General features: G+C 62.9%; 22 protein-coding genes and 2 pseudogenes. 12 read left to right on the top strand and 12 right to left on the bottom strand.

Going from position 1 to position 21,024, the window contains the following annotated elements; genetic code table 11:
• Positions 1–122, top strand: a pseudogene (locus AC1DJT_RS18215) (IS481 family transposase); the annotation flags it as partial.
• 110 nt (positions 123–232) lie between these two features.
• Here the strand turns inward: AC1DJT_RS18215 and AC1DJT_RS18210 are convergent.
• The gene (locus tag AC1DJT_RS18210) at positions 233–484 is read right to left on the bottom strand and encodes a hypothetical protein (protein WP_441506183.1); all 252 of its coding nucleotides are present in this window, start codon (positions 482–484) and stop codon (positions 233–235) included.
• A 71-nt stretch (positions 485–555) separates the two neighbouring features.
• On the bottom strand, positions 556–879 hold the full coding sequence (locus tag AC1DJT_RS18205) for an esterase/lipase family protein (protein WP_441506182.1): 324 nt from the start codon (positions 877–879) through the stop codon (positions 556–558).
• 210 nt (positions 880–1,089) lie between these two features.
• Between AC1DJT_RS18205 and AC1DJT_RS18200 the strand changes: the two genes are divergently transcribed.
• From AC1DJT_RS18200 to AC1DJT_RS18175, 6 genes are all read left to right on the top strand, one after another.
• The gene (locus tag AC1DJT_RS18200) at positions 1,090–1,413 is read left to right on the top strand and encodes an XdhC family protein (RefSeq protein ID WP_441491439.1); all 324 of its coding nucleotides are present in this window, start codon (positions 1,090–1,092) and stop codon (positions 1,411–1,413) included.
• Positions 1,413–2,042 (top strand): LysE family translocator, encoded by a 630-nt coding sequence (locus AC1DJT_RS18195; protein WP_441506181.1) that lies wholly within the window; start codon positions 1,413–1,415, stop codon positions 2,040–2,042. Before AC1DJT_RS18200 ends, AC1DJT_RS18195 begins: the two co-directional genes overlap by 1 nt.
• A 3-nt stretch (positions 2,043–2,045) precedes the next feature.
• Positions 2,046–2,738, top strand: coding sequence for an XdhC family protein (locus AC1DJT_RS18190; RefSeq protein WP_113514162.1), 693 nt, complete (start codon positions 2,046–2,048; stop codon positions 2,736–2,738).
• Entirely contained in the window at positions 2,735–4,336 is a 1,602-nt protein-coding gene (locus AC1DJT_RS18185; RefSeq protein ID WP_476834587.1) for an NTP transferase domain-containing protein, read from the top strand. The genes AC1DJT_RS18190 and AC1DJT_RS18185 overlap by 4 nt, the downstream gene beginning before the upstream one ends.
• 221 nt (positions 4,337–4,557) lie before the next feature.
• The gene (locus tag AC1DJT_RS18180) at positions 4,558–4,827 is read left to right on the top strand and encodes an usg protein (protein ID WP_043237212.1); all 270 of its coding nucleotides are present in this window, start codon (positions 4,558–4,560) and stop codon (positions 4,825–4,827) included.
• Positions 4,828–4,904: 77 nt separating this feature from the next.
• Positions 4,905–5,501 carry an exopolysaccharide biosynthesis protein gene (locus AC1DJT_RS18175; RefSeq protein WP_113514166.1) on the top strand — a complete coding sequence of 199 codons (597 nt, stop codon included), beginning with the start codon at positions 4,905–4,907 and terminating at the stop codon, positions 5,499–5,501.
• A 12-nt stretch (positions 5,502–5,513) separates the two neighbouring features.
• On the opposite strand, the gene AC1DJT_RS18170 is transcribed toward AC1DJT_RS18175, so the two are convergent.
• From AC1DJT_RS18170 to AC1DJT_RS18145, 6 genes are all read right to left on the bottom strand, one after another.
• Positions 5,514–7,739 carry a putative bifunctional diguanylate cyclase/phosphodiesterase gene (locus AC1DJT_RS18170; protein ID WP_476834586.1) on the bottom strand — a complete coding sequence of 742 codons (2,226 nt, stop codon included), beginning with the start codon at positions 7,737–7,739 and terminating at the stop codon, positions 5,514–5,516.
• Positions 7,740–7,824: 85 nt separating this feature from the next.
• Positions 7,825–8,574, bottom strand: a complete 750-nt coding sequence (locus AC1DJT_RS18165; RefSeq protein WP_476834585.1) for a proteasome-type protease — start codon at positions 8,572–8,574, stop codon at positions 7,825–7,827.
• A 100-nt stretch (positions 8,575–8,674) separates the two neighbouring features.
• A complete protein-coding gene (locus AC1DJT_RS18160; RefSeq protein ID WP_476834584.1) occupies positions 8,675–9,502 on the bottom strand; it encodes a transglutaminase family protein in 828 nt (275 codons plus the stop codon).
• An 84-nt stretch (positions 9,503–9,586) separates the two neighbouring features.
• A complete protein-coding gene (locus AC1DJT_RS18155) occupies positions 9,587–10,528 on the bottom strand; it encodes an alpha-E domain-containing protein (protein ID WP_069882628.1) in 942 nt (313 codons plus the stop codon).
• A 73-nt stretch (positions 10,529–10,601) separates the two neighbouring features.
• Positions 10,602–12,017 carry a circularly permuted type 2 ATP-grasp protein gene (locus AC1DJT_RS18150; protein ID WP_441491432.1) on the bottom strand — a complete coding sequence of 472 codons (1,416 nt, stop codon included), beginning with the start codon at positions 12,015–12,017 and terminating at the stop codon, positions 10,602–10,604.
• A gap of 180 nt (positions 12,018–12,197) precedes the next feature.
• On the bottom strand, positions 12,198–12,818 hold the full coding sequence (locus AC1DJT_RS18145; protein ID WP_441506176.1) for a TetR/AcrR family transcriptional regulator: 621 nt from the start codon (positions 12,816–12,818) through the stop codon (positions 12,198–12,200).
• Positions 12,819–12,944: 126 nt separating this feature from the next.
• On the opposite strand from AC1DJT_RS18145, the gene AC1DJT_RS18140 reads away from it, so the two are divergent.
• The gene (locus tag AC1DJT_RS18140) at positions 12,945–13,952 is read left to right on the top strand and encodes an NAD(P)-dependent oxidoreductase (RefSeq protein ID WP_476770945.1); all 1,008 of its coding nucleotides are present in this window, start codon (positions 12,945–12,947) and stop codon (positions 13,950–13,952) included.
• A gap of 146 nt (positions 13,953–14,098) precedes the next feature.
• Here AC1DJT_RS18140 and AC1DJT_RS18135 read toward each other — a convergent pair.
• The 3 genes and pseudogenes from AC1DJT_RS18135 to AC1DJT_RS18125 all read right to left on the bottom strand — a co-directional run.
• Positions 14,099–14,416 (bottom strand): annotated as a pseudogene (locus tag AC1DJT_RS18135) (JAB domain-containing protein); the annotation flags it as partial.
• A gap of 62 nt (positions 14,417–14,478) precedes the next feature.
• Positions 14,479–15,441: a hypothetical protein gene (locus tag AC1DJT_RS18130; RefSeq protein WP_476834583.1), complete on the bottom strand. Its 963-nt coding sequence runs from the start codon at positions 15,439–15,441 to the stop codon at positions 14,479–14,481.
• 1,472 nt (positions 15,442–16,913) lie between these two features.
• Entirely contained in the window at positions 16,914–17,273 is a 360-nt protein-coding gene (locus AC1DJT_RS18125) for a hypothetical protein (protein ID WP_476770857.1), read from the bottom strand.
• Between the two features lie 90 nt (positions 17,274–17,363).
• Here AC1DJT_RS18125 and AC1DJT_RS18120 point away from each other — a divergent pair, with 90 nt between their 5' ends.
• The 3 genes from AC1DJT_RS18120 (at position 17,364) to AC1DJT_RS18110 (ending at position 18,860) form a co-directional block, all read left to right on the top strand.
• Positions 17,364–17,603 (top strand): helix-turn-helix domain-containing protein, encoded by a 240-nt coding sequence (locus tag AC1DJT_RS18120; RefSeq protein WP_476834582.1) that lies wholly within the window; start codon positions 17,364–17,366, stop codon positions 17,601–17,603.
• Between the two features lie 107 nt (positions 17,604–17,710).
• Positions 17,711–18,007 (top strand): pyocin activator PrtN family protein, encoded by a 297-nt coding sequence (locus AC1DJT_RS18115; RefSeq protein WP_476834581.1) that lies wholly within the window; start codon positions 17,711–17,713, stop codon positions 18,005–18,007.
• A 391-nt stretch (positions 18,008–18,398) separates the two neighbouring features.
• Positions 18,399–18,860 (top strand): hypothetical protein, encoded by a 462-nt coding sequence (locus AC1DJT_RS18110; protein ID WP_476770854.1) that lies wholly within the window; start codon positions 18,399–18,401, stop codon positions 18,858–18,860.
• 55 nt (positions 18,861–18,915) lie between these two features.
• On the opposite strand, the gene AC1DJT_RS18105 is transcribed toward AC1DJT_RS18110, so the two are convergent.
• On the bottom strand, positions 18,916–19,653 hold the full coding sequence (locus AC1DJT_RS18105) for a hypothetical protein (RefSeq protein WP_476834580.1): 738 nt from the start codon (positions 19,651–19,653) through the stop codon (positions 18,916–18,918).
• 1,089 nt (positions 19,654–20,742) lie between these two features.
• Between AC1DJT_RS18105 and AC1DJT_RS18100 the strand changes: the two genes are divergently transcribed.
• Positions 20,743–21,024 (top strand): hypothetical protein (locus AC1DJT_RS18100; protein WP_476834579.1); only part of this gene is annotated, 282 nt, incomplete at its 3' end.

Below are 21,024 nucleotides of genomic sequence, written 5' to 3'. Positions count from 1 at the left end.
AAGTGGAAGAGACGGAGCTCGACGGCGGATCGGCGGATCTCAAGACCGGTCCATGCGAGCCTCGATCGACCGTGCTGTCGATCGAGGAGGAGGCGGTGATCGTCGCCTTCCGCCGGCATACCGCTCGACGAACCGCCTCTGTCGTCGTGGCGCTCCCATGGTGAACCTGGCCCATAGCGCCTCCTTCCACTCACGCGAAAAGACTGCACCATCAAAGCCCGGGATCAAACAGCTAGGCGGGTCTGCTGAAGCGGCCATGCTGTAGGAAGTGCCGCGTCTGCTCGATCGCCTCGCGGTTGCGCATGATCAGTGGATGTGTCGCGTGCAGCGTGATGTGATCGCTCATCCCGGTGGCGCGGGTGCGCACAACCGAGACCCGGCCGTCATTTGGCCGCGGCAATAGCAGGGACGAGAGTGGATAGAACGAGCGGTGGCCAGCGATCACGCCGAGCGGATAGTCGACTGGGCCGAGGATGCGGAGCAACTGCTCCGGCCTTGCCGTAACCAGCTCCGCGCCGGCCGGACCGAAGAACGCGCGATAGAGCGGGTTTCCCTTCAGCAGATCGGCGATCTCGCTGCCTCGTTGGGGGGCGCCAGCATCACGACATGGCCGAGCCGCTCTGGGCGGTGGCGGGTGATATAGGAGCGCGCCACTAGCCCTCCCATCGAATGAGTGACGAAATGCAGTCGGCCGTCGAGCCCGCCGCTGAAGCGCGCGATCGGCTCATGCAGTTGCGAGGCAATGTCGTCGAGGCCGTTGCTGCGCGCGGGATAGTCGAGGTTCAGGGTCCCGTAGCCATCGGCCTTCAGAATGCGTTCGAGCCCCGAGAGCGATCCGGAGCGCCGCGCAATGCCGTGCAGTAGAACGATGCCGTCCATGGGCCGCCATGCCTTACTGCGCGCTGGATAGAGGGATCGTTACCGTAGGTCGAGGAGGGGCACGTGTTTTCGCCATCCGGATGCCCGCCGCATGCTCGAAACCTGCGGCGACTATGCTTAAGTAGGCGGGGCTCGCGGCCCGCTCGCGCGTATGATGCGGTGCGTCTAAACTGCGCTCCGGCGCCGCGGGCCGAACAGGGACCGATAGCCATGATCAGTACCGACACCGATATTCTCGCCACGGCCGAGAGTTGGGCCAAGGCCGGGCGCGGCGTGGCGCTTGCCACTGTGATCGAGACCTGGGGCTCCGCCCCCCGCCCGGTGGGCTCRCATCTTGTCATCGATCAAGAGGGTAATTTCCTCGGCTCGGTCTCCGGAGGCTGCGTCGAGGGCGCCGTGGTGGAAGAGGCTGCCGACGTCATCGCCGATGGACAGGCGCGCACGCTTGAATTCGGCGTCGCGGACGAGACGGCCTGGAAGGTCGGTCTCTCCTGCGGCGGTCGCATTCGGGTCTATGTCGAGAAGGTGCACTGATGGCTTCCTGGGAAACACTTGCCGCCTTCGCGGTGTTGACGATCGCTGTCGCTTATTTCCCCGGCCCGGCTCTGCTTTACACGGCGGCGCAGACGATTACTCATGGCCGCCGCGCTGGCTTCATGGCGATGCTGGGCATCCATCTCGGCTGCTACCTGCATGTCATCGCAGCTGCCTTCGGCCTCTCGGCCGTGTTCAAGCATGTGCCGGAACTCTATGTCGCGGTGAAGCTCGCCGGCGCGCTCTATCTGGTCTGGCTCGGCATCGGCATGATCCGCTCCAGGCTCGGCGGAACGGATGTCGATGTCTCGCCGCCCAAGACCGTGAAACGGGCGTTGCTCGATTCCTTCATCGTCGAGGTGCTGAACCCCAAGGTGGCGCTGTTCTTCATCGCGTTGTTGCCGCAGTTCGTTAACCCCGCGGCGTCCCTGCCGGTCTGGGCGCAGTTCCTGATCCTCGGCACGATCGTGAATTTCGCCTTTTCCTCGGCCGATTTCGTGACGGTGCTGGGAGCATCGGCGGTCGTCAAGACGATGAAGAAGACCAAGTCCGGATTTGCCTTCGGCCGCTGGCTCGGTGGTTCTCTGATGATCGGCCTTGGCGTCAAGCTTGCGACCGACAGGGGCTGAGGCATGGATCTTTCGCTGCTCTCCGCGCTCAATGTCGAGCGCGCCGCCCGCCGTGCCGCAGTGCTGGTCACTGATATCGGCAGCGGTGCTCAACGGCTGGTAGGGGAGGCCGATCTCGCGACCGATCCGCTGGCTGGCCTGCTCGACAAGCAATTGCGTACCGGCAAGAGCGGTACGGTCGAGACGGAGGGGACACGTTACTTCCTGACCGTGCAGGTGCCTCCGCCGCGCGTCGTGGTCACCGGTGCGGTGCATATCTCGCAGGCGATGGCGCCGATGGCGAAGTTGCTGGATCTCGATGTCGCCATCATCGATCCGCGGACCGCCTTTGCTACGCCCGAACGCTTTCCCGACGTGACGCTGCTGCCGGAGTGGCCGGATGAAGCGATCAAGCAGCTCGGCCTCGATAGCTATACCGCCTTCGTCGCCCTGACCCACGATCCGAAAATCGACGATCCCGGGCTGGAGGCGGCCTTGCGCTCGGACTGCTTCTATATCGGGGCGCTGGGCAGCCGGAAGACGCATGGCAGGCGCATCGAGCGCCTGACGGCGGCTGGCTTCGATGAGGCGACGCTGGCCCGCATCCATGCGCCGATCGGCCTGGACATCGGCGCGGTCTCTCCATCAGAGATCGCGCTCGCCATTCTCGGTGAGATCGTGATGACACTGCGTGGCCCGCGCAGGGCACTCTCATGAAATTCGGCCCGGTCGCTATCGCCGATGCCGTCGGCTCCGTTACGGCGCATTCGGTGCGGGCAGGCGAGGTCATCGTCCGCAAGGGGGCGACGATCACGGAGGATGATGCGCGCCGCCTGGCGGGAGCTGGCGTCACCGAACTGGTCGCAGTCCAGCTCGAAGCCGGCGACGTCGACGAGAATGTGGCTGCCGAACGTCTTGCCCGGGCGCTCGCCGGGCGCGGCGTGGTGACCGAGGCTCCCTTTACCGGCAGGGTCAATCTCTTTGCCGCGACTGCGGGTGTTCTGATGCTCGACGTGCCGGCGCTCGACGCCTTCAACACGATCGACGAGGCCATCACCGTCGCGACGCTGCCAGCCCTCAGAGCGGTCGTTGCGGGCGAAATGGTCGCCACCGTGAAGATCATTCCCTATGGCGTCCCGAGTCAGCGCGTCGACGACGCGATCGGGCGGATCGGAGCGATCCGGCCGATCGCGGTCACCGAATACCACCTCAAATCGGTGGCCGTGGTTTCGACATTACTGCCCGGTCTCAAGCCTTCGGTGGTCGACAAGACGCTGCGGGTAATGGCGGAGCGTCTTGCTCCGGCAGGTGCAAGGGTCGAATCGGACGAGCGTGTGCCGCATCAATCGGGGCCGCTCGCGGAATCCATCCGCAGGGCGGTGGCGGGACCTGCCGATATCGTCGTCGTCTTCGGTGCCTCGGCGATCACCGATCGCCGCGACGTGATCCCGCTGGCTCTGCAAGAGGCAGGCGGCCGCATCGAACATCTCGGCATGCCGGTCGACCCCGGCAACCTGCTGCTGCTCGGTGATCTTGACGGCAAGCTGGTGATCGGCGCGCCGGGCTGCGCCCGTTCGCCCAAGGAGAATGGGTTCGACTGGGTGCTGCAGCGCGCGCTAGCCGGTGTTCCCGTGACCCGTGCGGACATTCAGAAGATGGGGGTCGGCGGCCTGCTGATKGAGATCGTCACGCGGCCGCAGCCGCGTGCACCTGGCCATCAGGCTGTGGCACCCGTTGCCGGGCTTGTGCTCGCGGCCGGGCGCTCGACCCGGATGGGGGAATGCAACAAGCTGCTGCAGACGGTACGTGGCGAGCCTCTCGTTCGTCATGCCGTGAAGGCGCAGCTCGCCTCCCGCGCTGCGCCCGTATTGGTGGTCACCGGGCATCAGGCGGCCGAGGTCAGGGCGGCGCTCGCGGGGCTCGATGTCGCATTTGTGGACAACCCCGATTTCGCGGCCGGCCTATCCAGCTCGGTCCGCGCCGGCCTCAGAGCCTTGCCGGACGATGTCCCGGGTGCGGTGGTCTCGCTCGGCGATATGCCGAACGTGACCCCGCAGGTGATCAATCGGCTGGCCGAGGCCTTCGCCGACCGGCCCGACGCTCTCGCCGTGGTGCCAACCCTGTTCGGTCAGCGCGGCAACCCGGCGCTGTTGTCGCGTGCGCTTTTCCCGGCGGTGGAGCGCCTCTCGGGCGACCAGGGGGCTCGCCGCCTGCTGGACGCCGCCGGAGAGTCGGTCGTGGAGGTGCCGCTCGACGATCCCGCGATTGCGATCGATGTCGATACGCCTGAGGCCCTGAAGGCACTGACGGGATAGAGCCCTGGTAGACCTGACATTGCCCGCGGGCTGTACGCTGTAACCTAGATACGCGCAGCCACGCGGGGGGGCCCGCTCGCGCCGCGGCGACCAACGATGGTCGCGGATGCAGGCGATGTGCTGTCGCTTTGGCATTGGTTTTGCAAGCTTTTGTTAACCAGGCAGGCGCAGCCTCAAGAAATCGGCTACACTTTCATCGCATCGCGACGAGGGAGGGGGCGATGGTATCAGAGGACTTCATAAAGCAGCTCAAGGGCTACGGACTGACCACGGCGACGATCCTCTATCGCATGCCGGATCATCCCAGTGTGCTGCAGACTTTCATCTGGCAGCATTATGATGTGGCGCCGCGCTTTCCGGTGCTCCGCGATTTCCTCGACTTCTGGCGTCGTGARCTCGATGGACCGCTGCATTCAGTGGTCGTTGCGCATTCGCGTCTGCTCAGGCCGGCTGAGATCGTAAACGTCAACGGCGTGCTGACGCTGCATTGAGCGTCTGCGCCAAGGGCGCTTGTTGGGCAAAGGGCGAGCGTGCTAGGTCGCAGCTCCCCAATGGCAGACCATCACGCTTGTCATCGCCCTTGCGCACATCCGGACTGCTGACGGCTCTCGCGACCTTACCCGGTGAGCGTATTCCCGTCGGAACCATCGTCGCAGCTCTGAAGGATCGGACCTACGCACTGCTCGTGGTCCTGCTCGGGCTGCCGAACTGCCTGCCTATGCCGCCGCCCATTCCGCTGGTCTGCGGGCTCGTGCTTGCCTTCGTGGCGGCGCAGATGCTGGCCGGGCGCGCCATGCCGTGGTTGCCCGAGGGGCTGCTCGACAAGACCATCGGCAAACCGGAACTGGCGAAGGCCGTGTCGCGCGCGTTGCCTCCACTGGTCCGGCTGGAACGGATTTCGCGGCCGCGCCTGACGATGCTGGGAGGGACGGTCGCGATCCCGATCCTTGGCCTGCTGATCTTGATCCTCGCGCTTGGCCTCGTGGTGTCGGCACCGTTCATCGGACAGATCCCGCTCGGTCTTGCCGTGTGCCTGGTGGGGCTGGGGCTGGTCGAGCGCGACGGGCTGTTCATCATCGCGGGGACGCTGGTCGGTATTGGCGGCCTTGTCCTGAGCGCCGGATTTGCCTACGCGATCGTCAGCGGAATCTCCGAACTGATCTGACGATCGGCCCGGTCAGGCGGCAACGAGACTGGCGGCGAATGGCATGTCGAGGGCGCGCAGCCGCTCGATCTCCTCAGGCGGAACTGCCTTGGAGAACAGGAAGCCCTGCAGTTCGTGGCAACCGATCGCCTGCAGGAAGCGGTGCTGCTCGGGCGTCTCGACGCCCTCGGCGCAGACCCGCAGGCCGAGAGCCCGGCCGAGATGCACGATCGAGTGGACAAGGATCGCGGATTCGCCAGTCGTCTCCATATATTCCAGGAAGGACCGGTCGATCTTGATCTTGTCGAAGGCGAAGCGCCGCAAGTAAATCAGGCTGGAATAGCCGATCCCGAAATCGTCGAGCGCGAGGCCGACACCATAGGCGCGCAGATCCATCAGCGCGGCCTCGGCGGCGTCGGCGTCTTCGACGACGACGCCTTCAGTCAGCTCCAGCTCGAGACGGCTCGGATCKAAACCGGTTTCCTCGATGATCCGGATGGTATTCTGGACGAAATCCTTGTGTCGGAACTGCACCGGCGAGACGTTCACGGCAAGCCGCAACTCCGGCCAGTGCTTTGCCTCGAGGCAGGCGCGGCGCAGCACCCATTCGCTCAGCGGCACGATCAGCCCGCGCTCCTCCGCGATGGCGACGAACTCCGAGGGGGGAACCATGCCATGGAGCGGATGTGGCCACCGCACGAGGGCCTCGACACCGGTGATGACGGTTCCGTCGACGGAGACCTGGGGCTGGAAGTGCAGCTGCAGCTCGTCTCTTGCTATCGCCTTGCGCAGGTCTTCTTCGACCACGCGCTTCATCTGGAGCGCGCGGTTCATGCGCGGCTCGAAGAAGGAGTAGCGGTTCCGGCCCTCGTTCTTGGATTGGTAGAGCGCCGTATCGGCCAGTCTGAGCAGCGTCTCGCGGTCGTGCCCGTCCTGGGGAGCGAGCGCAATGCCGATCGAGCAACCGATCACGGTGTCGATGCCCATCAGGTTGAAGGGGCGCGTCAGCGCTTCGAGAATGCGCTCTCCCAGTGCAGCGCTGCCGCTGGCATCGTGCAGGTTGGTCTGGATGATGCCGAACTCGTCGCCGCCAATGCGAGCGACGGTATCGCCGGTCCGCATGACGCCTGCGAGTCGTTCGGCGACCTGCCGGATCAGCTCGTCGCCGGCCTTGTGGCCATAGGTATCGTTGACGGATTTGAAGCGATCGAGATCAAGCAGGAGTACGGACAGCCCGGTCTTGGTCCGGCTGATCTGAGCCAGCTCCTGGTCGAGCCTGAGATCGAAGGTCCGACGGTTGGGCAGCAGCGACAGTTCGTCCTGTGCGGCAAGGCGCTGGATCTGCACTTCGCGCAGCCGGATTTCATTGGCCGCTCCGCGCAGACGGCGGATCGCATAGAGCAGGATGCCGGCAAAGATCAGCCCGGCTGCCGCCAGCGCCCAGATGAACTGCCGGATCATGGCATCCCCGGGGCGCTCCGGTGTCCAGGTCAACCAGGCCCTGGTGACGCCGTCGGGGGCGGCGAGGTCGCGGCGCACCAAGGGATTGGCTGGCATCGTCCGGGTGATGCGCAGGCCGTTGATGCGATAGCGCGTGGCCATCTCGTCGAAGATCGTGCTCGTCACGCGCCGATAGCCGATAAGGTTGACCGGCGCGTCCGCCTTCAGAAGGTGGAGATTGAGAAGCTGCTCGAGATCGGCGGTCAAAATGGCCAGGACTTCGTGGCCATCATAGATCAGGCTCGAACGAAAGCCTGGCATGAACCCTGCGCGGGTGGCTGCATTGTCGTTCGCTGGCTTTTGTGACGGGCTCGGGAGTGTGGGGTCAAAGAGACGCAGGCCCTCGTAGCCCGCCTGATAGGCTTCGACGTTGTTCTCGACGCCTGCCAGGACGCGGCCGCTCCTGGTGACGAGATAGACGCCGTCAAATTCCTCAAAGCGCTGGCTCAGCTTCGTGAAGGCCCACCTCAGTGTTGCCGCCGGAATGGCCGGGTGGAAGGCCGCCTGAAGCGTGCCGGTAGACGCCAGGCTTTCCAGCCGTAGGCGCCGCAGCCGAAGCTGGTTCTCCATCGCGGCCTCGATCCGGTCGCGCTGACGGGTTGCTTCGACGGTATTCGCGTTATGCGCAATCGTCAGGACGACGGTGATCGCTGCAGCCATGACCAGCAAAAAGGCACAGGCGAGCGTCGTCACGGTGCTGGTGAGCATCCGCGCCGAGGAGTCCGCGTTGGTCGTCTTCGCGACAAAGGGCGAATGCATCAAGGGTCTCAGAACCGTCGGAACCTGCACCTTTGCAGCCGATTCTTGATATCCGGTTGCTAAACGGGCAGGCAGACATCAAATTTCAACCTCCGGATGGTCCGTAAGGAGGTCGCGGGATCGCCTGATGCGCCGCGCGCAGTGCCGCGGACCAACGCTCGCGCAGGTCGTGGAAATAGGGTTCCCCCGCCTCGATACGCCGATTGAGCTCGGGCTCTTCGCCATCTCGCCGCATTACGATCAGGTCAATCGGCAGGCCAACTCCGAGATTCGAACGCATCGTCGAATCCATCGAGATCAGACCAACCTTCAGTGCGTCGTAGAGATGGGTCTTGAAGGTCACGGCGCGGTCCAGAATCGGCTTGCCATATTTGTGCTCGCCGATCTGGAGGAAGGGCGCGTCCATGCCGMATTCGATGAAGTTTCCCGCGCCGTAGACCATGAAGAGCCGCATGGGCTGGCCCATGATCTGGCCTCCAAAGAGGAGAGAGATATCGAATTTCAGCCCGGCCTCCGCCAGGGCCGGACCGTCCATCTCCCTGACGGTGCGGACGGCGCGGCCGACGAGCTGCGCTGCCCTAAACATCGAGCCAACGCTCTGGAGCGTATCGAGTTCTCCGGTCTCGGGATTGAGAAGTCCTTCATGGAGCAGGCTCACCACCGATTGGGTGACGGAGAGATTGCCTGCCGTCGCCAGCGCGAAGCTGCGTTCGCCCGGCCAGGAAAAGACATGCAGCTTGCGGAAGGTCGAGATGTCGTCGAGCCCGGCATTGGTGCGGGTGTCGGCGATCATCACGAGCCCGTCCTGCACGAGAAGTCCGGCACAATAGGTCACGGGGTCGGTTCCTTCAGCTTGCCGGTCCAGGCGCGTTCATGCGCGCCGGGAAATCTTGATCGGGCCGCCCTGGCTGCTGTGGCGGTCGCAATCGCGTAGCCTATTGATTGGCGAGCTGTGCGTTCGCAGCGCGGGCGCTGACCAGCACGGCGAGGTTTTCGCCGCTGCCGCCCTTGCGCGCACCGCGGACAGGCGCCGCATCGGCGAAATCGAGGCCGGCTGCGATGCGGACATGAGTGTCGATCGGGCACAAGCCGTTGGCGCAATCGAATCCGATCCAGCCATAATCTTCGAGATAGACCTCGGCCCAGGCATGCGCCCCTTCCGCCTCGGGCAGGGCATCGGATTGCGCGACATAGCCGGAGACGTAGCGGGCAGGGACTCCGAGCTGGCGCGCGCAGGTCATGAAAACGTGTGTGAGATCCTGCGGGATGCCGCCGCGGGCCGCGAAGGCGGCTGCAGCCCCTACGCCGGTACGCTGGCCGGAACGGTCGCAGGCAAGCAAGTCGTGCAGCGCTTCTGTCAACGCGTGCATCTTGGCGAGCGGTGTCGAGTCGGCGCGCGTTGCCGCCACGGCGAAGTCGCGCAAGGCGTCGTCGGGCGTCGTCAGCAAGGTATCGCGCCGGAACACTTCGGGCGGCACGCGCTCGATCGTTCCGCGAATGACACCGGCCAGATCCAGAGTCTCGATGACGCCGCCGACATGAATCGCGAGATCGGAGATCGGGCCATCGGCCGAGAAGGTATGGACGATGTTGCCATGCGCATCCTGGCCCGCGCGCAGATTTCCGTCGACGGTCGGCTCGATGCGCCAGGACATCACATGCTGGCCGTCATGATCGCGCGGGGTCAGCCGCAGAATCTGCGTCAGCTGGCGTACGGGCTCGTCATAGGCATAGGTAATCGAGTAGGAAATCCTGATCCGCATGGGCGATCGCTGTCTCGACGGGCGCGTTGGTTTCCGGTCCATATCTAGTGTTCTGCGGGCGGGCAGGCGAGCCCGCCGCGTTCTTTATTGCAGATACTGCTCCGAGATCGTGAGGCCGAGGCGGCCGTTCTCGCTGATGAAATCCTCGATGAATTCGTGCAGCCCGTGCTGGAAGACGGAGTCGATGCGCGCGTTCGAAAGGCTTGCCAGCGTCTTGCGAGCCTGGCGCTGAGCCGGGCCGTGCCGGCCATAGGCATCGCCGAGAGCGTCGAGGAAGCGTGAGATGTTCTCGTAGCAGGCGGCGAGCGAGCGCGGCATCCGGCGGTTGAGGATCAGCAGATCGGCGATCAGCTGCGGCTTCACGGCCTCGCGATAAACCCAGTGATAGGCAGTCAGTGCCGAGACCTCGCGCAGCACCGTGGTCCATTGGAAATAGTCGAGCGAGCCGCCGACCTGTTCGCTCTCGGGCAGCAGCACATGGTATTTCACGTCGAGGATGCGGGCGGTGTTGTCGGCGCGCTCGATATAGACGCCGAGCCGCGAGAACCAGTAGCTGTCGTCGCGCAGCATGGTCCGGTAGGCCGAGCCGTCGAAGACCAGTGAGACGTTCTTCACCCAGTCGAGGAACCGGGCGAACTCCTCGCGGTCCATGCGCTTCTTCTCGAACCGTTGCAGTTCCAGCCAGGCGCTGTTCAGCGCGTCCCACATTTCCGAGGTGAGCGCGGTGCGTACCGCACGAGCATTCGAGCGGGCCAGCGCGAAGCAATTGCGAATCGAGGACAGGTTATCCGGGTTGAAGGTGAGGAAATCGCAGACATTGCGCTCATTCGCCTCGCCATAGGCCTTGGCGAAGGTCTCTTCGCAACCGGCGGTCGCGACCGCACTGTGCCATTCGGTCCCGGCGCCACCATAGGACGAGGGCAGGTTGGTGAGCCGCATCGTCGCATCGAGGATGCGGGCGAGATATTCGGCGCGCTCGACGTAGCGGGAGACCCAGTAGAGGCTGTCGGCGGTGCGGGAGAGCATGGTCAGATCCGGCCTTTTCGCAATGCGCGGGGCTGCGTCCTGGAAGCGGGAATGCGGAAATGCGCTGTTGCCATCATGCATCGAGCACCCAGGTGTCCTTTGTTCCGCCGCCCTGGCTGGAATTGACCACGAGCGAGCCTTCCTTCAGCGCAACGCGGGTGAGGCCGCCGGGCACGCAGGAAATGCCGTTGGCGCCGGAGAGCACATAGGGCCGCAGGTCGACATGCCGCGGTGCGACGCCGGAGGCGACGAAGGTCGGGCAGGTGGAGAGCGCCAGCGTCGGCTGGGCGATGAAGCCTTCCGGCTGGGCCTTCAGCTTCTTGCGGAATGTTTCGATCTGGGCCTTGTTGGCATGGGGGCCGACAAGCATGCCATAGCCGCCGGAGCCGTTGACCTCCTTGACGACGAGCTTGTCGAGATTGTCGAGCACATAAGCATTGGCCTCCGGCTCGCGGCAGCGGAAGGTCGGGACGTTCTTCAGGATCGGCTCCTCGCCGGTGAAGAACTTCACGATCTCCGGCATGTAGCTGTAGACCGCCTTGTCGTCGGCGACGCCGGTGCCGACCGCATTGGCGAGCGTAACATTTCCCGCCTTGTAGGCGCCGATGATGCCCGGCACGCCAAGCACCGAATCCCCGCGGAAGACCAGCGGGTCGATGAAGTCGTCGTCGATGCGGCGGTAGATCACATCGACGCGCTTCGGCCCCTGCGTCGTGCGCATATAGACGACATCGTCCTTGACCAGCAGGTCCGAGCCCTCGACCAACTCGACGCCGAGCTTGTCGGCGAGGAAGGAGTGCTCGTAGAAGGCCGAATTATACTGTCCGGGCGTGAGCAGGCAGATCGTCGGATCTGAYGAGGCGCGGCGCGGCGCGACCGAGCGCAGGGTCGCGAGCAACTGGTCGGGATAGTTGTCGACCGGTGCGACGCGGTGCATCGCGAAGAGCTCCGGGAAGAGCCGGAGCATCACCTCGCGATTCTCCATCATGTAGGAGACCCCGGAGGGGGTGCGGGCATTGTCTTCGAGCACATAGAATGTGTCGGCGTCGACGCGCACGATGTCGATGCCGGCGATATGGCAGTAAATGCCGTGCGGCACCTGGAAGTCGACCATCTCCAACTGGTAGCAGGCGTTGCGGTAGACCAGGTCCGGCGGAATGATCCCGGCCTTCAGGCATTCCTTCGGCCCGTAGACGTCGGCGAGGAACATGTTCAGAGCGGTGACGCGCTGGCGCAGGCCTTTCTCGAGCTTGGCCCATTCCGGCTTGGTCAGGACGCGCGGGATGATGTCGAACGGGATCAGCCGTTCGGTGGATTCTTCGTCGCCATAGACGGCAAAGGTAATGCCGATGCGCCGGAAGAAGAGTTCAGCCTGGCTGCGTCGCAGAGCCAGCATTTCGGGTGGGGCTTCCTTCAACCAACGATCAAGCGCTGCGTAGGCGGGCCGCAATTCGGCACCGATACCGGTCATTTCGTCGAAGGCGACCATGTCAGGCGTCTTTCCCCATTTTGACCAGCCTATGCGCATTCGTGACGGTTCGGAAAGGGGGCGCTTGATCACGGATAAATCGAGCCCTGCCCAATCCTTGGGCAGCATTCGGGCCGATTGCAACGTGGCCGAGGTGCAGGCGGGCCTGGGCGCATTGGGCCTGGTGCGGGATGGTGCGGTTTACGATGCGTCCTCGCCTGAAGATGCGCTGCTCGACTTACCGATCAGCCGGACGATCAGCGCGGCCAGCAATTCGGTCGCTCTTGCCTCATTGGCCTCGCCGCGCAGCACCTCGCCTGACACGGATTCGGCAGCTCCTAGGATCGCGACACAGCGTAGGTGCAGGTCCTCTGCGGGGAGCTGGCCGGCATAGGGAGCCAGTGCCTCGCGATAGAGTGAGATATAGCCGTCGACGAGCTCCCGCTGGACGGCCTCCATCGCTTCCGTGCCCTTGAGGGCGGCTGAAAGCGAGTGCCATTCCGGGCCGATCGACGTTGCGCAGGAGAGATAGGATTCGGCGACCGCGCGTGCGACCTTGTCGAGGCGCGGCTCCAGTTGGTCGAGGGCCTCCGCCAGTGCTCCGCCCTGTTGTTCGTCGATCCGGCAATAGAGCGCGATCATCAATGCCTCGCGCGAGCCGAAATGATCATAGGCCACCGGCTTGCTGACGCCGGCCCGTTCGGCGACGCGCCCGAGCGTCAGCGCGTCTGCGCCGTCTTCGCCCACCATCGTCATGGCGCAATCGAGCAACTGCTCGCGGCGCTCCACCCTGGGCAGCTTCTTCGCAGATCCCGTCGACATCGGCGTCTCCGCTTCTCCCCTTGCAGCGCAGTTGACAATGCTTCTATGCAATCCTACTAAAGGTAACTTACTTTTAGTAGGCGATCAATAGACCGATCGCGGCTTGGCGCTCCAGGAGATTTGTCCATGTCCACCCCCCAACGCCCCGTCCTGATCATTGGTGGATCGGGCGTCGTAGGCGGCCAGGCGGCCGCAGCGCTGCGCCGCTTGCAATTCGACCTTCCGATCGCCATCGGCGGGCGCGATCTCGCCAAGGCGCAGGTGGTTGCTCAGAAGGTCGGGGGCGCGATTGCGACGCGGGGCGATCTTGACCGCCGGGACCTCGGCCAGCCGGAGGGAGCGCAGTACAGCGCCATAGTCGTCTTCGTGAAGGACGATGGCCTGAACTCGATGCGCTACGCGCAGGATCACGGTATCCCCTATATCAGCGTATCGAGCGGMACCTTCGAGATCGGTCCGGAGGTCGCGCAGTTCATTCACGCGGCAACGAAGGCCCCGGTGCTTCTCGCAAGCCAGTGGCTGGCCGGTGCTGCGGTGTTTCCGGCCCTGGTCATTGCCAAGGATTTCCGCACGATCGATTCCATTGCGATCGGCGCACTGCTCGACGAGCAGGATATGGGTGGCCCGGCGGCCTTGACGGACTACAACCGCATCACGGGAGCGGCACCGGCCGCGCTGACGCTGACGGGCGGCAAGTTCAGCTGGGTCAATGGTGAGGATGCCAAGGCGCGCTATCGTAGCGTCGATGGTGTCGAGCTCGACGCAACCGCCTATTCTCCACTCGATATCGTCAGCCTCGCCGCGGTGACMGATGCCAGATCGGTGCGGCTCGACCTTGCCTTCTCCGAATCCGCCAGCCGCCGCCGTGGCGAGCCCTTCTCGACCGAAATCACGATCGCGATCGACGGCGTGCTGAGGAATGGCCAGCGCAGCACGATGCGCCACGAGATCGTCCATCCCGATGGCCAGGCGCCCCTGACTGCACTTGGCGTCGCGCTCGCCGTCGAAAGGATGCTGGGACTCGCAGGCGGCGCCGCTCCGCAGCCCGGCCTCTATCTGCCGGAATCGATCCTGGCTCCTGATTACTATGTCGGCCGCATGAAGGAGTTCGGTGCTCAGTTCCGCCAGACCTGAGACAGAGACTGAGCAGGATCAAGGCGGMGCGAGGCTTCGCGCCGCCTTGATCCTCGGATCGGATATCGTATCCAATCCGATGACCTAACCTTCTGTGATTGCATCGGCTTTCCCGAAAACCACAATCCACTTTTCGGGCCGATGCCTTAGATCAGCCCCAGCCCCCGGAAGCTCGCATGGCCRTCGCGGCCGACGATGACGTGGTCGTGGATCACGATGCCGAGGGGCTTTGCGATATCGACGAGATCGCGCGTCATCTTCACGTCGGCGCCCGAGGGGGTCGGGTCGCCTGACGGATGGTTATGGACAAGGATGATCGCACTTGCTGAGAGTTCCAGGGCGCGGCGCATCACCTCGCGGGGGTAGACGGGAGTGTGGTCGACCGTTCCGGTCTGCTGGACCTCGTCGGCGATCAGCGCGTTCTTCTTGTCGAGGAAGAGGATGCGGATGTGTTCCTCCTTTTCTAATTTCTACATATAATCAAGCGCTTACCCGGCTCATCCCCCAAACGTCCCTGCCACGTCCCTCATAGTTCGTTCTTGGAACGTTTTGCGAGCCGAAGTTGGGCAACACGGCTGGTCTGCTCAATGGTGCCGCGATTGTATCTGGCGCTGGTCTGGCGGTTCTTATGACCGGCTGATTTCATGACGTCGGTCTCTGCCGCGCCGAGGTCGTACGCTTCAGTAATTGCGCCTGCTCGAGCGTCCATGTTCCAGACACCTTTGGGCACTCCAGCCTTGTTCGCGATGGCGCGCCAGCGATCAGTGAAGTTTCGATGCTTGTACGGCTCGCCTGTCCGCTCGGCGATGATCATAGGACCAACGCGCTTCGACAAGGGTACGCGGGCAATCTCCGCCAGAGCAGTGGGGTGAAGCTTCAGGTCGTGCTCAACGGCGAAACCAGTCTTCGTGTGAACCTTGCGAAGGATCAGGTTTGCATCAATGTGGGACCAGAGCAGGCCGTTCACCCAACGGCGCCCTTTGTAAAAGATTCCGCCCTCCGTCTCGGCCGGTTCCCATTCACCGATGACGTCCTTCTGTCGCATCGCGAGTTCGAACTGGAGCGCAGTGGCCAGCGCGACCGAGGGCCAACCTTCCGCATGCGCGGTCGCCCGCACTGCATCGACGTGCTCGACGGTCATTACGGCTGTCCTGGCCGGAGGCGACTTAAAGCGGATCTTCGAAAGGATCGTGTCGGCGCGGAAGCAATCGTCGTAACCCAGCGTGACGCCATAGCTGATAAGTTGACGAACGGCATCCATCGCATGCTTGGCGCGCCAGGGGCGGGGAGGTGCGTCGGGCGCCTTTGGCGCGCCGAAACGCGCGTGCCAGCGCTTGAAGTCGGGACCGAGCAGTTTCGCGATCTGCCGATCAGCGACGCTCTTCTCTATGATGGTCAGCGACTTCAGAACGTTGTCTCGGCTGCTCCACTTCATGGTTCGGAACGGCGAGTCGTCGTTGATCTGAAATAGGCGTGACAAGCTCAGCATCGTCCCGTCGTAGCCAGGCGCAGCGCGTTGACCGCTGGAAGCCCATGCAAGCATTTCGGCCTGCAGGATCTTACAGCGGGAAGACTTCTGCTCCTGACCTTGTGGGGTATCGGGGAAGTGAAGGCGAACGGCCTTAGGTTGGTAGCCTCGCTTAACGAGATCAGAGCGAGCCTCCCAATATTCTCTGTAGGAACCGTCTCAGTTGCGCTTCCGCTTAAGGCCTGGCGTGTCGGTCATCCCCAATTCTCCAAGCCGTCTGCCGAGGAGGGCAGAGCAGTCTGGTGCACGCCGTGCCTGCGGTCCAAGAATGCCCTCACAGCAGGCCAGTGCCTGCAGCCAGTCAGGGGGTCGACGCGTGGCAGGCCTTCCCGCTCCCAAACAATCGCGAGCGCGTCCCACTGCGTTTTTGACTTGGGGCCGAGCACGCGCTGAGCAATCACAGGCTCAGGCAGGTAAAGCGGCGTGTTGTCATTCGCTGGTTGCATCCGCTCACCTTCGGGCTGGCTCGATCTGCAACCGAGCCGGAATGCCCTCTAATAGCCGAGTGTATGGGGTCAAAAGTCAAGTCCGCGCCCCCGTGCCCCGGTCGTGGGACACCGCAATTAGCCCGATTCACACATTGATTAGTCAAGCGGTGTGCCGGGGACCGCGCCGCCCTAATTTCACCATGCCGGCCCAGCACATGGCGCGACCGCCACAGCGATGCGGCGCAGGACGCCGGGCCGTAGTCAAAGCCCCCCAGCCCAGAAGGCCCGGCGTCCGTCTCTGCGATCGGACCTAGCGCGCCCCTTGGCGACACGGATCTCTACGTTGAACGCCGATCGAAAACGGGATCAACTGGCAGTTCGAGAGGCAGCCCATGCGGCGTGTCGGTATCGAGCATTTATCTCGGTAGAACACTCGAGAAATTGCATTCCATAATCGTCCCCAAAATACTCACTGACGGAATTGTCTATTTCATAAAGAAATGACCGCCTGATTTCGCAGTCGTCGCCAACTTCTCTGTAGCAAGCAATTGCGAGTGTTTTAGCGTCGATCCGACATTGCTCTATCGTGTCGCAAAAATTCTGCATTGAAATTCGAGAAACGTTATCAGAAATCGATTCTCGATTGAGTAGCATCGAGCGAAGAACCGACTCTATCACGATCTCTTTCGTTTTCTGGGTCATTGCCTTCTTGCGCGTTGACATAGTCATACCCTTTCGCCGCCAAATGGCGCGCTTTCAAATTGCCCAAATTGGGCAAGCGTTTTCTTTCACCCCCGGAGGGGCGTGTTCGTTGCGTTGAAAGGCCGCTTGGGAGCGGCGATACCCACTTAAGGGCTGGGCTACCCCGAGGGGTGCGGGCGTTCCAAGGAACAATGCCATTTAGCCGAGTGTTTGACGTCGAAAGTCAAGCGGCTCCCAGCGGCATGATCGTGGAACGCCGCTATTAGCCCGATTCACACATTCGCTTGTCAAATGGTCGCGCTGTCAGGCCCCCCATTGGCCATAGGCGCGGATGATATTGCGCCCCTTGGCGACACCGATCTGCGCGTCGAATGGCTTGAACCGCAGCTCGTCAGTGGTCTCCGGATTGGGGACACCAATCGCCCGACGCAAAGCCGCGAAATGGCGCTGGCCGTCCAACTCGCCACGGCCCTCCAAGGCCATCTCGATGTTGAGCGTACGGCCTTCGTATTCGCCGCCGATGGCCTGGCACTGGAGCTTCAGCAGCATGGCGCTGCCCGCCTCGTCAGCCTCGTATGCGGCGTCGACGATTTCGATCGGCTGGCGACCGATGGGGAGAAGTGTCTGGAGGTCGTTAATCATGGCGGCGGGATGGATGGTCATTCTGTTGCTCCTGCACTCAAATCGCTGTACATCAATCAAATTGATTGAGCCGCGTCATATCGTCAAGCAAAATGTTGGAGGGCAATCAAAATGATTATATCGCCTGCCCAGTGTCGCGCCGCTCGCGGCCTGTTGGGGTGGTCTCAATCTGACTTGGCCGAGGCCGCGTCCGTTTCCCGATCGACGGTGGCGCAGTTCGAGGMCTCGAATAAGACGCCGATACCGAACAACCTCACGGCCATCCAATCCGCCCTGACCGCATCAGGCGTCGAATTCATCAACGACGAGGAACGGGAAGGCGTCGTGAAGCTCAAGACTGTGGACAAGTAGTCAACTCTCGACCACTCCCTTATTTTTTGTTTCGTCGCGCCGCTTGCCGAATGCGTGCAGGTTTGTAGCGTTTCGCGCAGGCATTCGGCCTTATGAGCGGGCGCAAGATGAAAACTGCATTGATATTGATGGCCCAGTACGACGGGCGCGCGATCGTTCCCCTTTGGGAGATCTGCAGAGATTACTTCACTCACCTGACGCCAGACGGGTTCGTGCAAAAGGCTGAGGCGGGTGAGATCCAGATTCCGATCGTACGGATGGACGACAGTCGCAGGACGCCACGGGGCGTGCACCTGGCAGATCTTGCTACCTACATTGAGCGCCAGGCGAAAAGGGCGAGGCAGAAGTGCCGTAAGCTCACGGGCGTGGCCTATGGCGCTCGCAACGTGCAGGCCACGTCATGACGGAAGCGCGTGGACCGCTCGGGAGGATATTCAGCCTCCAAGAGGCTGCGGATTATCTAAAGGTGTCCAAGCAGGCTGTGGCACGGGCGGCAAATAGGAGTGGCGCCGGCTCCCGGTTCGGGCGCGATCTACGGTTCAGCGATAACGACGTGAGGGCGCTGTGGAAGGCCATGCGTACTCGCCCCACGGGCAGCCTTGGTCGGCAACCTGTATCCATGCCCTTCTCCGAGGAAAAGGCTTGGGCGAGCCTCCGCAAGATGGCCGAGGCGAAGCGAAATGCGGTTCTGGCAGAGCGGGAACGCAGGAAGGAGGCGGGTAGGCTAGAGCGAGAGCGGGCGCGAACCGAACAGGCGGCCCGTCCACTCACCAACGGCCGCCGGAAGCCCAAGCCATGACCGTGCGGGAGCCATCGCCCGAAGAGGCAGCGATCAGCCGCTTCAGTAACGCGATGCTGCGGATTCGATACGTCGTGTTGAACGACGACGGCGAGTTGACCGGGTGTTGGTCTCTCAGGATGGAGGATGTCGGCTGGAACGTGCCTGCTGTCGGAGATCGCTACTTCAGAACGCACGACGTTGGCGATTATGATTCTTACATGGTCGCACACCGAATGTTGGTCGAAGAGGGGCTAGGACCCACCTATTGGCTGATCGTGCTGAAGGATGAGGAGGCGTCGCCGTTTCTGGCTGGCATCGCTGACCACATGATGCTCGTCACAGATCTCGAGCGGGCCCAAGCAGACGGTGACCCGCAAGACGAAATTACCGCCAGGTTGCAGCAGCTTTGCGGCGCGCCCTCCGGTCGGATGCGTATCAAGCCCAGGTCGCGAGATCCCGAGCCGGATCGGGAATAACCCAAGCCGCGGAACTGGCCCGCGCTAGCCCCGACGCCGGCCCGCCGCTCGGGGTCTACCATCGATGCTCAGGAGTGTAAGCAAGCTTCGCAACCGCTTTGGTGGCGTCGCCTCTCGTTCCATAAGTTCCAACTCGCGCACCTTTGTCATCGACGTCCTCGATGCGGTATAAATCCAATCGCTTGTCTTTGTTGATCGAGAGCCGAAAAGCCCGTCCATTCTTTCGAGTATAGAGATCTTTGGCGCCGCCAATCGGTGTCCACGCGCAGTCCGCGCCAGATAAGAAGCGCAGCTCGAGCGCTTCGCGCTCCTCTTTCGCAAATCGACGATTAGCTTCAGCGCGAGCAACGCGGCGCCTCTCACTCTCGTCTTCGACATATTGCCGCAGAGAGCCAACAATTGCAGGTAGTTCTGTGCCCGCGGCTAATTCCTTGGCATATATCTCAAGGCAKCCATCCTTAAGATCTTCATCTGGATAGGAGCTGTAACTCTCCTCATGAATCGCCCGAAGTCGTTGAACAACATCGGTTGTCGTTAATTGCGGCCCGGGAAGGCGATTCAGGAAGCTGCGCAGATCCTCGGTTGGGATCCAGCACAAAGAGGACGCGCGCAGGATACTCTCGCGCTCACCCGCCCATTTTTGCCAAGCAGACGCTTGCCTTTCGACTGCTCTGACAATGCTGGCGGCGAGGCTGTCGATCGAATACGGGTCGCGGAGGTGCCGCAGGGAGGGGCTGCGGAGATATTCGGCGATAAGTTTGCTGATCTTTGTTCGAGGCTCAGGGTCGGGCATCGGATTTGCTCCGGCGGGCGATGGGTATGCGGCCTCCGGCCGGGCTCCGTTGGGCCACCCTCTGCCCGGGGCCGTGGCCTACAGGCTAGAAGTAGTTTACGCGCGAATCTTCTGAGCGTCAGCGCGGCAAATTCCTTGTGGCGGTGTGGAGACCCACGGGGTCTAAGCAACCGGCTCGCGAGCGCCCGGAACGATTTGAAGTCTCGGCGACGCCCTGTGGATGCCGAATTCCGCCCAATTCGCGAACCACAAAACGGAACCCGCCGGACCTTGGACAGGTCGGGCGCCGCTGGCGCGCTGGATCAAGTGGAGCGCCAGCGGCGTCATATTCACCGCTGCGCCACGTGTGCCGTTTGAGCCACGGCAGCCGTCTGTTCGCTCCCKAACGATACGTTTCCCCTTGTTGCTCCCCCGCATTCGCGCAAGCCTGACTCGTCGCGTGAAGGAGTTGCTCATGGAAGCGCAGTCGAGATCGTCCGACGAGACAATGACCCGATGCCACGGGGTGCTGATCCGGGCGGCGATCGTCGTTGTAATCGCTGCGGCAACCGTGCTGCCACTCATCAGGTGAGCGTCGGCGCTCTTCTCTAGCCATCGGACATTGGCATGTGCGGCCCGTCCTTTGGAGAGCTGGGCCAATGTTTGCACCGTGCCGTACGGCGCCTTGGGCTCTTGGCACTTTGCCTAGACCGATCCGCGCCCTGCGCCTGCGGCGGATCAAGGCAAGTCGCTAATAGTCCTTAAAAGCAAGAGCAGCGAGGTAGAGACCAGCGAACGTCGTCCCTCCTATCGCAGTCGCAGCAATCAAGCTCCCGCTGACCAACAAAGCGGCTAAGCCCACCGCAGCGCAAAAGCCTGCTGAAACGATAGTGCTCACTGGCGCGGACCTCACATGGCACGGACGCGATGATACGCTAGCACGCGGGACCGAGGTGTGCACTGCAACACACAACTTTGCGGAGTGGTTTCAGGCTTTTCGCGACGTCCCTTTCCCAATCGTCAGCGGGCATTCTTCCGGCCGGGCACAAAAAAGCTACATTCCTCCACCGTACTGCCACGACTTCGCCACGAGTGTTGCAAGGGGTTAGTATGGCGAACCTGCTCTGTCGCGCCGGCTTTGCCGGCCTGTTGATGGCTGGCTGCTCGGCCCAATCGGCGCCGACGGTCGAGTCGATGACGAAGCCGACGTTCGAAGCGTTTGCCCGGCTGGGGAGTTGGCGGCCCTGGCAATCCGCTCAACCGGAGAAGCCGCAACCGGTTCCCATCGTACTCTCTGATGCCCCGTCGGAGCCGAGCAAGCCGATTTCAATCACGCCCGCGCAGGAGCACGTTAAGAGCGCAGTGGCAGCACCCAGGCCCGCATGCCCGCAT

The organism is Allobosea sp. 05T422_2, assembly GCF_056396265.1.
The sequence above is the reverse complement of the archived record's forward strand: the minus strand, read 5'-3'. Positions and strand labels throughout refer to the sequence as shown.